The sequence below is a fragment of the Streptomyces sp. NPDC005423 genome, assembly GCF_040606415.1.
Classification (GTDB): domain Bacteria; phylum Actinomycetota; class Actinomycetes; order Streptomycetales; family Streptomycetaceae; genus Streptomyces.
In genome coordinates this window covers 91,709-102,741 of sequence record NZ_JBEXET010000027.1, presented here as the reverse complement: position 1 = coordinate 102,741, position 11,033 = coordinate 91,709, and the positions used below count along the sequence as shown (strand labels likewise).

Annotated in this window: 9 protein-coding genes and 1 pseudogene; 5 read left to right on the top strand and 5 right to left on the bottom strand. The window is 74.6% G+C overall.

The features are described 5' to 3' along the window. From ABZT12_RS25945 to ABZT12_RS25935, 3 genes and pseudogenes are all read left to right on the top strand, one after another. Positions 1–94, top strand: a pseudogene (locus ABZT12_RS25945) (DUF5719 family protein); the annotation flags it as partial. 38 nt (positions 95–132) lie between these two features. Further along, the gene (locus ABZT12_RS25940) at positions 133–930 is read left to right on the top strand and encodes an N-formylglutamate amidohydrolase (protein WP_356388830.1); all 798 of its coding nucleotides are present in this window, start codon (positions 133–135) and stop codon (positions 928–930) included. Positions 931–988: 58 nt separating this feature from the next. After that, complete coding sequence (locus ABZT12_RS25935) at positions 989–2,215, top strand: cytochrome P450 (protein WP_356388828.1); 1,227 nt, start codon at positions 989–991, stop codon at positions 2,213–2,215. Between the two features lie 37 nt (positions 2,216–2,252). On the opposite strand, the gene ABZT12_RS25930 is transcribed toward ABZT12_RS25935, so the two are convergent. Genes ABZT12_RS25930 through ABZT12_RS25920 form a run of 3 tightly spaced genes read right to left on the bottom strand, consistent with a single transcriptional unit; the run spans position 2,253 to position 4,839 of the window. Next, complete coding sequence (locus ABZT12_RS25930) at positions 2,253–2,771, bottom strand: hypothetical protein (protein ID WP_356388826.1); 519 nt, start codon at positions 2,769–2,771, stop codon at positions 2,253–2,255. Continuing rightward, positions 2,768–3,406: a sigma-70 family RNA polymerase sigma factor gene (locus ABZT12_RS25925; RefSeq protein ID WP_356388824.1), complete on the bottom strand. Its 639-nt coding sequence runs from the start codon at positions 3,404–3,406 to the stop codon at positions 2,768–2,770. The genes ABZT12_RS25930 and ABZT12_RS25925 overlap by 4 nt, the downstream gene beginning before the upstream one ends. Next, positions 3,403–4,839, bottom strand: coding sequence for a S8/S53 family peptidase (locus tag ABZT12_RS25920; protein ID WP_356388822.1), 1,437 nt, complete (start codon positions 4,837–4,839; stop codon positions 3,403–3,405). Before ABZT12_RS25920 ends, ABZT12_RS25925 begins: the two co-directional genes overlap by 4 nt. A gap of 108 nt (positions 4,840–4,947) precedes the next feature. Between ABZT12_RS25920 and ABZT12_RS25915 the strand changes: the two genes are divergently transcribed. Further along, the gene (locus ABZT12_RS25915; RefSeq protein WP_356388820.1) at positions 4,948–7,551 is read left to right on the top strand and encodes a CHAT domain-containing protein; all 2,604 of its coding nucleotides are present in this window, start codon (positions 4,948–4,950) and stop codon (positions 7,549–7,551) included. Between the two features lie 84 nt (positions 7,552–7,635). On the opposite strand, the gene ABZT12_RS25910 is transcribed toward ABZT12_RS25915, so the two are convergent. After that, positions 7,636–9,453 carry a LuxR C-terminal-related transcriptional regulator gene (locus ABZT12_RS25910; protein ID WP_356388818.1) on the bottom strand — a complete coding sequence of 606 codons (1,818 nt, stop codon included), beginning with the start codon at positions 9,451–9,453 and terminating at the stop codon, positions 7,636–7,638. 94 nt (positions 9,454–9,547) lie between these two features. Between ABZT12_RS25910 and ABZT12_RS25905 the strand changes: the two genes are divergently transcribed. Beyond that, positions 9,548–10,645, top strand: a complete 1,098-nt coding sequence (locus tag ABZT12_RS25905; RefSeq protein ID WP_356388816.1) for a M12 family metallopeptidase — start codon at positions 9,548–9,550, stop codon at positions 10,643–10,645. Positions 10,646–10,758: 113 nt separating this feature from the next. On the opposite strand, the gene ABZT12_RS25900 is transcribed toward ABZT12_RS25905, so the two are convergent. Then, the gene (locus ABZT12_RS25900; RefSeq protein ID WP_356388842.1) at positions 10,759–11,028 is read right to left on the bottom strand and encodes a hypothetical protein; all 270 of its coding nucleotides are present in this window, start codon (positions 11,026–11,028) and stop codon (positions 10,759–10,761) included. Positions 11,029–11,033: the final 5 nt, after the last annotated feature.

The window sequence follows — 11,033 nt, the reverse complement described above, 5'->3', positions numbered from 1 at the left end:
GGTCCAGCCGCACTCCAGCGAGCCGGTCCTGCTCTCCACCCTCACCGACGAGCAGCAGACCGACGTGACCGTGCACGTGATCGTGCGCAGCGGCCCTCGTGCCCCGCCGACCCACACCGCCCGGAGCAGCCCGTGCCGCCCGCCCCGCCCTCCTTCCACCTGCTGCCCGGCGCCGGGGAGTCGCCCGTGATCCTCCATGTGCCGCACTCGGCGCGGGAGATACCGGCCGGGGTCCGGGCGGACCTCGTGCTGGACGACGCGGAGCTGACGCGGGAGTTGGACCACATCACCGACGGGCACACGGCCGAACTCGCCGCCGAGGCAGCCCAGTTGTGTGTGCCCACTCCGTGGCGGTTCGTCAACCGGCTGTCGCGCCTGGTGGTGGACCCCGAGCGGTTCCCCGACGAACGCGAGGAGATGCTCGCCGTCGGCATGGGCGCGGTCTACACGAGGACCACGCACCGCGCCGCCCTGCGGGCCGCCGGCCACGACCCGGCCCCGCTGGTCGACCGCTACTTCCGCCCCTACGCGCGGGCGATGACGGAGGCGGTCGCCGGCCGGCTCGCGGCCACCGGACGGGCCGTCGTCATCGACGTCCACTCCTACCCGAGCACCCCGCTCCCCTACGAGCTGCACGGCACCGGCCCCCGGCCGCCCGTCTGCCTCGGCACCGACCCCTTCCACACCCCGCCCGCCCTGCTGTCGGCGGCCCGCGAGGCGTTCGCCCCGTGCGGCGGAACCGGCCTGGACACCCCGTTCGGCGGGGCCTACGTACCGCTGGAGTACTACGGCCGGGAGCCCGCGGTGAGCGCCCTGATGGTGGAGATCCGGCGGGACACCTACATGACGGAGCCCGGCGGTCCCCCGGGCCCCGGACTCTCCCGGCTCGCGTCGGCGCTGGCGGCGCTCGTCACGGCCGTCCCGCGCTGACCTCCGGCTGGAGCACTCCCGCAGGACAGCCGTCCCCCGCCGTACGAGGGTGGACAGCATGACCGAGGAGACCAGCACACTGACCGGCCGTCCCGCGCCCCCGCCCGTCCGGGAGTGGCCCGCGCTCGATTTGGCCGGGACCGAGTTCGACCCCGTCCTCGCGGGGCTGATGCGGGAGGGCCCGCTGACCCGGATCCGGCTGCCGCACGGCGAGGGCTGGGCCTGGCTGGCCACCCGTTACGACGACGTACGGATGATCACCAACGATCCCCGGTTCGGCCGCGCGGAGCTCGCCACCCGGCAGGTGACCCGGCTCGCCCCGCACTTCAAACCGCGCACGGGCTCGCTCGCCTTCGCCGACCAGCCGGACCACAACCGGCTGCGCAGGGCGATCGCCGGGGCGTTCACCGTGGGCGCGATGAGGCGGCTGCGGCCCCGGGCGCAGCAGCTGCTCGACGGGCTGGTCGACGCCGTCGTACGGGAGGGACCGCCCGTCGATCTGGTCGAGCGGGTGCTGGAGCCCTTCCCGATCACCGTGGTCAGCGAGGTCATGGGGGTGCCCGGCGGCGACCAGGAGCGGGTGCACTCCTGGACCCGGCAGATCATCTCCACCTCCGGCGGCGCCGAGGCGGCCGAGCGGGCCAAGGAGGGGATGTACGCCTGGATCACGGAGACCGTCCGCGCCCGCGCCGGGAGCACCGGCGACGACGTGTACTCGCTCCTCGGCACCGCCGTGGCGCGCGGCGAGATCAGCGAGCAGGAGGCGGTCGGCCTCGCCGGTCCGCTGCAGATCGGCGGCGAGGCGGTCACCCACAACTCCGGCCAGATGCTCTATCTGCTGCTCACCCGGCCGGAGTTGGCGGAGCGGCTGCGCGCACAGCCGGAGTCGCGCGAGGCCGCCCTCGACGAACTCCTGCGCCACATCCCGCACCGCGCCTCGGTGGGCCTGGCCCGGATCGCGCTGGAGGACGTCGAACTGCACGGGCTGCGCATCGCCGCGGGCGACCCGGTCTACGTCTCCTATCTCGCGGCCAACCGTGACCCGGACGTCTTCCCGGACCCGGACGGCATCGACGTCGACCGCGACCCCAACCCGCATCTGGCCTTCGGCAACGGCACCCACTACTGCACGGGCGCGGTGCTCGCCCGGTTCCAGATCGAACTGCTCGTCGGCACCCTGCTGGACCGGCTGCCGGGGCTGCGGCTCGCCGTCCCGGCGGCGGAGATCGGCTGGCGCCGGAAGACCATGATCCGGGGGCCGCGGACCCTGCCGGTCACCTGGTAAGGCCGTCCAGGGCCGCGCGGGTCAGGGGCCGCGCGGGTCAGGCCCGCAGCCACTCGGTGACGACCACCCCTCCGCCGGCCCGGAGCCGGAGCGCGAACGGGCCGCTCGGTGTCACATCACTGGTGAAACGGCCCATGCCGTCGGCGGTGAGAGTGGTGGGCGCCAAGGTCTGCGGGCCGTTCAGCACCTCGATGCCGGCCGGCTGCGGCGGCAGGAGCTGGCCCATCAGTCCCTCGGCGGTCACCTCGATGTCGACGGTGAGGTCACCGGCCACGAAGGTGAGCATGCGGGGTACGTCGGTGGCGCCCCGCACCGGGATCGCGTCGACCAGCGAGTCGAAGGTCAGCTCGGCCAGCCGCGCCTCCACGTCGAGCAGGACGTAGGCCTCGGTGGCGAGCAGCCGCAGTTCGGCCGGGACCGGGTCCAGGATGGCGGCGGCCTGCCGCAATTCCTCCTCCAGCAGCCCGTCGGCGAACTCCTCCGGGTCGAACTCCGCGCCGCCGATGGGCTCTTGGGCCCCCTCGTCGAACGTGTCGTCGCCGTGCATACCGCTCACACCGCCCCTCGCGCGTCGAGCCGGGCCCGCAGCCGGCGCAGACAGCGCTGGCGCAGCGGGCCGATACTGCCCACGGCGATACCCAGGGCCGCGGACACCTCCTGGTAACTGGGCGGCGGGGAGGCGATCAGGATGCGCAGCAACTGCCTGCACCGGTCCCCCAGTTCCTCGAACTCCTGCCACAACCGCCGGATGCGCTCGGCCTGGGCGTCCGCCTCCTCCGAGTCCAGCAGCGACTGCTCCGGGGTGCGGTCCTCGCTGATCCGGTCCAGGAGCCGGGGATCGTCGGTCGGCATCAGCCGCCGCAGGGCCTTCAGCACCTTCAGGCATTCGTTGCGCGCGGTGCTCGCCAGCCACGAGCCCGCCTTCTCCGGTTCCCTGATCCGCCCCAGATGCTGGGCGAAGCGGAACCACACGGTCTGGTACACCTCGTGGGCGTCGGCGTCGGAGAGCCGGTGCGCGCGCACCACGGACCACACCAGGGGGCTCAGCCCTTCCACAAGCGCTTTCCAGGCCGCCGCGTCGCCGTCGACGGCGGACTGGACATGCGCGCCGACAACTGCACGGTCCACGGCCCCACCCCTCGTGTACGGCATGTCATCGTACGCCGTGGAGCGGGAGGTTCCGGCCGTCATGCGGGAGGAGCGAGCGCCACCACGGGGGCCGGGCGCCAGGTGGGCGGACGGAGCGCCGGGACATGCGCCCCGCGCACCTCCGCGTACTCGGTGTTGGCGGTGAGGAGTTGCCGCCGGGCGGTGCGCGGGTCGGTCTCCTTGTGCGCCGTCATGTGCGCGGCCACCATTCCGGCGGCGACCGGGGCGGCGAAGGAGGTGCCGCTCCAGTGCGCGAACCCCTCGAACATCACCTGGTCCGGTTTGCCCGTGGCGGTCTCCCGTTCCGCGCTCAACGCCCCGGTGTGCGACGGGTACTGGCAGGTGCAGGAGTAGGTGAACCCGAACCGGCAGGCGTCGTAGGTGGAGTGCTGGTAGATGTAGGGCACCGGTGCGTCGAACCCGGTGAGGGGGCCGACGAGGCGCTCGCCCGGGGCGTAACTCGTCACCCAGGCACCGTGGTTGCTGAAGCAGGCCCCGAACTCGCCGTCGCCGCGCAGCGCTCCGACCGACAGCACCACGTCCTCGTGGTCGGGCAGGCCGGCGTAGGCGGCGGGCCAGAACGGGGTGGCGCTGGCGTTGTTGCCGGCCGCGGCGACGAGCAGGGTGCGCTCCGCGCGCAGCGCCCGCATGAAGCCCTCGACGCCGAGGAGTCCGTCGGTGCGGCCGTTGGTGGTGCCGGCGGAGAGGCTGATGACGTCGGGCCAGCCGTGCTCGTCGACGGCGGCGAACAGGGCCTCGCCGAAGTCGGATTCGAGGATGGCGCCGGCGTCGTTGAGCGTGTTGCGGACCGTCACCTCCGTGTTGGGCGCGACGGCCGCGACCAGTCCGGCGATGAACGTGCCGTGTCCCACGTACTGCTGGAGCACGCCGTCGTCGCCGCACTCGCTGAGCTGGGCGTCGCCATGGGTGTGGGCCAGCAGGGGGTAGGAGCGGTAGTCGCGCATGAGCCCGGTGTCGATGACCAGGACGCCGACGGCCGTGTCGGGGTCGAAGACGGTCTCGGCGGGGGCCGGGTTGGCGCCCCGGGCGAGGGGGGCGGGCACGGGTTCGTCGCCCGGGCAGGCGTTCACCGCGATCGACACCACGTGGTTGCGGCTGACCAGCCGGCGGCCCGACCGGCCCTCGGGTTCCCGCAGGGCGCGCAGGGCGTGCGCCACGGCGCGGTCGCCGCGCCGGTCGCCGTGGCCGGGGTCGCCGACCTGGATACGGGTGATGCCCGACCGGTTGGTCTCGGGGCCGGCCCGGCGCACCTGGTCGGCGGTGAGCCCGGTGGCCTCGGTGAAGTGCGTGCGGACCGTGTCCTCGACGAGCCGGGCCTCCTCGCCGTCGCGGGCGAGGACGACGCCCTTCTCGTAGAAGAACTCCGCGGAGTCCTCCGGCCCCAACGCCAGGGGGACTTCGGGCATCGAGCGCTGGATCTGGTCGAACTGCTCGTGGAATCGCTGTGGTGCCATGGGGGATCCTCCCACTGAGGCGGTGGTCGTCAATCAGAGTCGTGGAGACCTCACTTGATACAGCGCCGGCCCTGTGTGACCCCCACCGGGGCCACTACCATCCGAGGAGTGACAGCGGGAAGCGACTCGGTCCTGGACCTCCTGCCGATGGTGTTCGCCGCCCCCGGTGAGGCGCTGGCCGGCGCGCGGCAGGTGCTCGCCGGTGATCCGTCGCCGTTCCGGGCCTCCGTCGCGCACCAGGTGATCGGCATGTGGCAGCGGGACTTCGGCGACACCCGGCTCGCCCTGCGCCATCTGCGGCGCGCCCGTGACCTGGCGGCGCGCGCGGAGTCGGCCGAGCGGGAGGCCGACGTGCTGGGCACGCTCGGGGTGGCGCTGGTGCACGCGGGCCGTACCCGGCAGGGCCTTGAGGCGTTCGAGCGGGGAGTGGCGCGCGGGACGGGGCACACCCGGGCCCGGGTGCTGTACCGGCGGGCGTACGTGTGGGAGGTCCTGGGCCGGCACCGGGAGGCGCTGGAGGACGTACGGCGGGCGATCCCCGTACTGCGGCAGGCGGACGACGTGATCTGGACGGCGCGGGCGCTCACCCTGCGGGCGACCGTGCATCTGGCCCTCGGCGCGGTGGACCGGGCGGACGCCGACTTCGCGGCGGCCGAGGTGCTGTGGGAGACCACCGGCCAGGAGCACGACAAGGCGGACGCGGTGGAGAGCCGGGGTCTGGCCGCGTTCCGCTCGGGGGACATCCCGGTGGCGCTGCGGCTCCTCGACGACGCGGAGGAGCGGTACGCCAAGCTCGCCACCCCGACGTTCGTGCTCACCATCCGGCGCTGCGAGGTGCTGATGGGCGCCGGGCTCGCGCCCGAGGCGCTCGCCCAGGCGGACGCGGCGATCGGAGTGCTCGACGGCATCGGCGGACAGTCGACCCGCAAGGCCGAGCTGTTGCTCGTCGCCGCCCGCGCCGCGCGGCTCGCGGACGATCCGGCCACGGCGACGGCGCGGGCGGCGCTCGCGGTACGGCTCTTCGCGGGGCAGCGGCGCACCTGGTGGGAGACGCACGCCCGGCTGGTGCTGCTGGAGGCGCGGGTCACCGCCGGGCGGGTGTCGGGACGGCTGGTCGGTGACGCCGCCGCGGTGGCGGAACGGCTGGCGGGGTTCGGTTCACCGGCCGCCCCTGAGGCGTCGCTGCTGGCGGGGCGGATCGCGCTGGCGCTGGGCTGGCGGACCGACGCGGAGCGGCACTTGGCGGTGGCCGCGCGCAGCAGACACGGCGGGCCGCCGCTGGCGGGGATGACGGGCTGGGCCGCGCAGGCGCTGCGCGCCGAGGCCGCCGGGTCGCCCCGCGGGGTGCTGGAGGCCTGCCGGCGCGGGCTCGACGTCCTCGACGACCACCGGATGACGCTCGGCGCCTCGGAGCTCAGGGCCAGGGCGACCGCGCAGGGCGCCGAACTCGCCGCGCTGGCGCAGCGGGCCAGTCTCTCCTCCGGCGGCCCCCGGCGGCTGCTGGTGTGGAGCGAGCGGTGGCGGGCCACCGTGCTCTCCACCCCGCCCAACCGGCCGCCCGCCGACCCGGTGCTGCTGAGCGCGCTGACCGCGTTCCGGGAGATCGCCGCCCGCGCGGAACAGGCCCGGACGGAGGGCCGTCCCATCCCGGCCCTGGAGCGTGAACAGCGGCGCCTGGAGCGGGCGGTGCGCTCACGCACCCTGCACATGCGCGGTGAGTCGCCCGGTGACGGCGACCGCTTCGACCCCGCGCGGCTGCTGGCCCGGCTGGGTGGCACGCGGCTGGTCGAACTCGCCGTGCTGGACGGGCGGGTGCACGTGCTGCTGTGCGGGCAGGGGCGGGTACGGCGGTTCGAGGCGGGGCTGCTCGCGGAGGCGGTGACCGAGGCGGAGTACGTGCAGGCGGGGCTGCGGCGGCTGGCGCATCCTGGGGCGGAGGCACGGCTGCCGGTGGTGGAGGCGGCGGGGCGGCGGCTGGAGGAACTGCTGCTCGGCGAGGCCGCCCGGCATCTGGGGTCGGGGCCGGTGGTCGTGGTGCCGCCGGGGCGGCTGCACCGGGTTCCCTGGGCCCTGTTGCCCGCCCTGCGCGAGCGGGTGCTCAGTGTGTCGCCGTCCGCCGGCAGCTGGCTGCGGGCCCGTGGGACGGAGCCGCCGCCGGGCGGCCGGCATGTCCTGGTGCGCGGTCCGGGTCTGGCGACCGGCGGCGCGGAGGTGCCCGAACTGGCCGACCGCTACGGCCGTCCCACGCTGCTGGAGCACGATGACGCCCGGGTGCCGCGGGTGCTGACCGCACTCGACGGGGCGGCGCTGGCGCACATCGCCGCGCACGGTACGTTCCGCTCGGACAGTCCGCTCTTCTCGTCCCTGCGGATGGCCGACGGGCCGCTGATCGTCCACGACTTCGAGCGCCTCGACCGCAGCCCGTACCGCATCATCCTCTCCAGCTGCGACACCGCCCGCTTCGCCTCGGTGGGCGCGGACGAACTGCTGGGCCTGGTCACCGCCCTGCTCCCGCTGGGCACGGCCGGGGTGGTCGCGAGCAGCGCCCCCGTCAACGACGCCGCCGTGGTGCCCCTGATGCTCGCGCTCCACCAGGGTCTCGGTTCGGGTCTCTCCCTCGCCGAGGCGCTGCGTGACGCCCGGGCCGCCCAGCCCGGGGACGCGGTGCACCGGGCGACGGGCTGGGCGTTCTCGGCGTTCGGGGCGGCCTGACCGACGACCGCTCCCCCTCGCCCGGCCGCTCCCGTTCGCCCGGCCGCCCCTCCTCGTCCGGCCGCTCCTCCTCCCCCTCGGCGGTCAGGCCGACCGCGCCTCCGGCAGCTCCACCAGCCACGGGAGGGCGCCGCGATCACTCCCGCCGAGCCGGGTGTACGCGCTGTAGAGGTGGTTGCCGACCGTGCGGACCGAGAGGGTGAGGCGTTCGGCGATCTGCCGGTTGCTGAGGCCGGCGGCGGCGAGGGTGACGATCTGGCGCTGCCTGGCGGTGAGTTCGCCCAGGACGAGGCCGGAGAGGGCCGGGGTGCGGGCGCCCTGGCAGCGGCGGGCGAGGGCGACCGCGCGGGTGCGGGAGAGCCGGGCGGCACGCGGGTCGCGGTGGGCCCGTACGGCCTGGGCGTGCGCCTCGGCGGCGAAGAGCAGGAAGCCGCGCGCCTCCAGGGTCCCGGCCGCCGCGTCGAGCGCCGGTCCGTCGCCCCGGGCGAGCGCGTCGGCGTGCCGGGCGAACACGGCCGCGCCCTCGCCCGGCAGCCGGGCCAGCCGTTCGGCGACCCCCTCGGGAGCACCGAGGCGCACGGCGTCGTAGAGGGCGTACGCGCCCGCACTCGCCCCGGTCCCGTCGGCGGCGTCGGGCGCCGCGGCGGGCCCGGCCCCCGTGCGGGGCAGCGGCCGGGCGGTCCCGGTCTCGTCCGACTGGGCTGCGGCGAGGGCGAGTTCGGCCTGGCAGTCGGGGTCCGCCGGTGTCTCCCGCAGTCCTTCGCGGGCCCACGCCGTGGCCTCGCGCAGCTCTCCGCGCAGCCGGGCGAACCGGGCCCGTACGGCGGCGTAGCCGGCCGGCACCAGCGCGTCCTCCGCAACGAGCCACTCCCCCACCGGAGTTGACGGCAGCCGTACGTCGGCCAGGTCGATACGGCGGACCAGCGCGGCCCGTTCGGCGGCCAGGGCCGGTCCGCACTGGCCGGGCGCGCGGGCGAGCCGGCGGGCCCGGAGCCGGCCGGCCGCCGCGCGCAGGGCCGGCCCGTGCAGGGGGTGGACGAGCGTGACGGCGCCCTTCTCGTCGACGTGGATCAGGTCCTCGTTCTCCAGGTGTTCGAGGACGCCGAGGTCGAAGTCGTCCATGGCCGGCGGCAGCGGTTCGGCGAAGGCCAGCCGCTCCAGCGTCTCGCGCTCGGCCGGACCGGTGCGGTCCAGCACCCGCGCGGCGCGTTCGCGTACGGCCGCGGTGACCGGGAGCGGGCCGCGCCAGGTCCACTCGTCCCCCTCTTCGGCCCTGGTGAGCGGCGCGCGTTCGCGGACCGCGCCGAGCAGGTCGCGCAGCAGCCGCAGATCGCCCTGGCAGAGGCGGTGCAGCCGGTTCGCGGTGAGCGGCTCGGGCACGCCCCCGGCGGCGGCCGTCAGCAGCTGGGCCGTCTCCTCCCGGGGCAGCGGTTCGAGCGCGAGGCGTGGCAGGAGTTCGCCGGTCCACAGGCGGGAGACCGCGCCGGGCACCGGGTGGTCGTCGGCGACCACGACCAGCAGGCGGATCCGGCCGTGTACGGCGAGCTGGTGGACCAGGGCGGCCGAGGCGTCGTCGAGCAGATGCGCGTCGTCCACGAGCAACAGCCGTATTCCGGCAAGGAGTTGTACGGCGCGGTGCAGGGTGACGTGCTCGGGCAGCAGGTGGGCGAAGGCGGCGAAGGGGAGTCCGCGGGCCTCGGGCGTCCCGGTCACCCTGGCGCAGTCGGTGCCCCGCACGGCCTCCGTGGCGAGCCGGGTCTTGCCCCGCCCCGCCGGACCGGTCACCACGATGCCGGTCCGTCCGGCGGCCAGCGACCGGCGGACCAGTTCGATCTCGTCCTCGCGTCCCGTGAACGGCCAGGGCAGTTCGAGGGTCCTTGCGTGCTGCTCGTCAATCGTCACGCCAACAGGAGTCGGCCTACTCACTCCTGATACAGGGGGACTTGAGTAGCCCGCGACTCAGGCGCCCGGGGAGGGCGAGGGGCAGTCTGAGCACATGACCGCACGGTACTGCTCTCTCGCGCAGCAGCCGGCCCCGTCCTTCGGACCGGGACTGGCCGCCGAGCGGGTCGGTGCGCTCATCGGCGGACGCCGGATGTGGGTCAACGGCACGGTTCTGCACTACTACTTCTTCGGCGTCGGCAACGGGGGCGACATCGACGGTTCCGCCATCCCGGTTCCCGGGACGGGTGAGACCCGGCGGGTGTCGTGGGCCGGCGCCGAGGAGCAGCAGAACGTCGTACGGGAGTGTTTCCGCGAGTGGCAGGAGCTCGGGACCGGAGTCTCGTTCACCGAGGTCGGCGACCGTTCGGAGGCGGAACTGCGGATCGGGTTCCAGCCCGGCGACGGCTCGTGGTCGGCGGTGGGGCGCGACGCGCTGTCGGTCGGGGTCAACGAGCGCACGATGAACCTCGGTTGGGATCTGACCGCGCCGGGACAGCGCGGTACGGCCCTGCACGAGATCGGGCACGCGCTCGGCATGCTCCATGAGCACCAGAGCCCGTTCGCGGGCATCCACTGGGACGACGAGGCGGTCTACGCCGATCTGGCGGGCCCGCCGAACTACTGGAACCGTGACAAGACGTATTTCAACATCCTGCGCAAGCTGGACCCGGACGAGGTCAACGGCTCCGTCTGGGACCCGCAGTCGATCATGGAGTACCCGTTCGCGTCAGGACTGATCCTGGAGCCTGAGCAGTACCGGGCGGGTCTGCACCCGTCCGGTGGGCTCTCGCCCTCCGACAAGGAGTTCGTCCTGCGCTGGTACCCGCCGGCCGACCCTCCCCGGCCGACCGAGCTGGTGCCGTTCCGCTCGGCTCCGCTGCGCCTGGGGCCGGGCGGGCAGGCGGACTTCGTGATCGATCCGCCGGAGACCCGCGAGTACACGGCGGGTGTCTTCGGGGAGACCGACACGGTGGTCGTGGTCTTCGAGGAGCGGGAGGGGGAACCGCGCTTCCTGGCCGGACAGGACGACGGGGGAACACCGCACAACGCCACACTCAGGGTCAGGCTCGTCAAGGGCCGCCGCTACTTCGTCCGTGTGCGCCTGTACTCCACGTGGGGTTCGGGGGAAACCGCGGTGATGTGCTGGTAACAGCATGAGCGCAGCCGCACACGGGCGGACGGACCACTGTCCGGCGCCGGGGGATGGCCGGGGAACGTTGCCTTCGGGGGAGGGAAACGTTCCCCGGCCACGGCGTTACCCCCTCACCGACGGTGCCACTCCCGCGCCAGCAGCTCGTAGGACCGCACCCGGTCCGCCTGGTCGTGGGTGATCGTGGTGATCAGCAACTCGTCGGCGCCGGTGGCCTCCTGGAGTTGTTCGGGCCGGTCGGCGACCCGGCCGGGCGAACCCACGAACTGGGTGTCCAGCCGGTCCTGGACCAGCGCCCGGTCCTCGTCGGTCCAGACGTGGGCGCGGGCCTCCTCGGGCGTGGGGAACTCGATGGCGCCCGCCGCGGTACGGATGGAGCGCACCCAGG